Source organism: Nitrobacter sp. 62-13 (assembly GCF_001896955.1).
Lineage (GTDB): Bacteria > Pseudomonadota > Alphaproteobacteria > Rhizobiales > Xanthobacteraceae > Nitrobacter.
The window spans coordinates 1-1,875 of record NZ_MKRN01000077.1 but is presented as its reverse complement, the minus strand read 5'-3'; the positions used below and the strand labels follow the sequence as shown (position 1 = coordinate 1,875).

1 protein-coding gene is annotated in these 1,875 nt (G+C 63.1%); it reads right to left on the bottom strand.

Annotation, left to right across the window (positions count from 1 at the left end):
* Nucleotides 1–280: 280 nt before the first annotated feature.
* The coding region (locus tag BGN91_RS07320) for a CTP synthase (protein WP_292611857.1) at nt 281–1,875 on the bottom strand (1,595 nt) is incomplete at its 5' end.

Sequence of the window (1,875 nt, the reverse complement as noted above, 5' to 3'; positions counted from 1 at the left end):
CCTAGGTGAGCGCCGACATAAAAGCCGGACCAATCATGGACGGCGGCGACGGGCGAAAGCGGAGCCTTGGCGTAGCGCAGCGCAAGATCGGCAGCCGACGCCGAAACCGTCATTGTTATCATGGCAATGGATGCGAGAAGAAGATTTTTCATAACGTGATGTGCCCCCAAAAAACACGACATACACTGTGTCCGCGTATGAGGATTCTCAAGAGAGATTGCGGCGCTCCGGGAACTTCACGAGCGCGTGATGTATCCGGGCAACACCATTGCCTTCGTTTTTACACCAGTCGGCTCTGCACCACCGCCGCCTGGATAAATGAGGCGAACAGCGGATGCGGCTCGAACGGCCGCGATTTCAGTTCGGGATGGTATTGCACCCCGATGAACCACGGATGATCCTCGTATTCGACGATCTCGGGCAGAACACCGTCGGGCGACATGCCCGAGAAGCGCAGGCCGTGCTGCTCAAGCCGGTCCTTGTAAGCCGTGTTGACCTCGTAGCGATGACGGTGCCGTTCGGAAATCTCCAGCGCGCCGCCATAGATTCCGGAAACGCGGCTGCCGCGCGTGAGCGTCGCCGGGTAAGCGCCGAGCCGCATGGTCCCGCCAAGGTCGCCGGCCCTGGAGCGCTTCTCCAGTTCGTTGCCGCGCAGCCATTCCGTCATCAGACCGACCAGCGGTTCGCTGGTGGGGCCGAATTCGGTCGAGTTTGCGTTCTCGATTCCCACCAGATTGCGCGCCGCCTCGATCACGGCCATCTGCATTCCGAAGCAGATGCCGAAATAAGGAACGTGCCGCTCGCGGGCGAACCGCGCCGCCTTGATCTTGCCTTCCGCGCCGCGCTGGCCGAACCCGCCCGGCACCAGAATGCCGTCGACATGCTCGAGGAACGGCGCGGCGTCCTCGTTCTCGAACACCTCGCTCTCGATCCAGTCGAGATTGACCTTCACCTTGTTGGCGATGCCGCCATGGGACAACGCCTCGATCAGCGACTTGTAGGCATCCTTCATGCCGGTGTACTTGCCGACGATCGCGATCGTCACCGCGCCTTCGGGATTGCGGATACGCTCGTTGACCTCGTGCCAGCCTTGCAGCGCCGGCGGCCTGGCCGGCTCGATTCCGAACGCCGCCAGAACCTCGTCGTCGAGGCCCGCGGCGTGATAGACTTCCGGCACGGCATAGATGTTGTCGGCGTCGCGGGCCTCGATCACGGCGCTTTCGCGGACGTTGCAGAACAGCCCGAGCTTGCGGCGCTCCTCCTTCGGGATTTCCCGGTCGGTGCGGCACAACAGGATATCGGGCTGGATGCCGATCGAGCGCAGCTCCTTGACCGAATGCTGCGTGGGCTTGGTCTTCAGCTCGCCCGCGCTCGGAATGAACGGCAGCAAGGTCAGGTGGACGTAGACCGCATGGCCGCGCGGCAGGTCGTTCTTGAGCTGGCGGATCGCCTCGAAGAACGGCAGCCCCTCGATGTCGCCCACTGTGCCGCCGATCTCGCACAGCACGAAGTCGTAGCCGTCGTTGCCGTCGAGGATGAACTCCTTGATGGCGTTGGTGACGTGGGGGATCACCTGAATGGTCGCACCGAGATAATCGCCGCGGCGCTCCTTGGTCAGGATGTCCTGATAGATGCGGCCGGTGGTGATGTTGTCCTGCTTGGTCGCGGGACGCCCGGTGAAGCGCTCGTAATGACCGAGATCGAGATCGGTCTCGGCGCCGTCGTCGGTGACGAAGACCTCGCCGTGCTGGTAAGGCGACATCGTGCCGGGATCGAGGTTGAGATAGGGGTCGAGCTTGCGAAGGCGGACCTTGTAGCCGCGCGCCTGCAGCAGCGCGCCGAGCGCCGCCGATGCCAGACCTTTTCCGAGCGAGG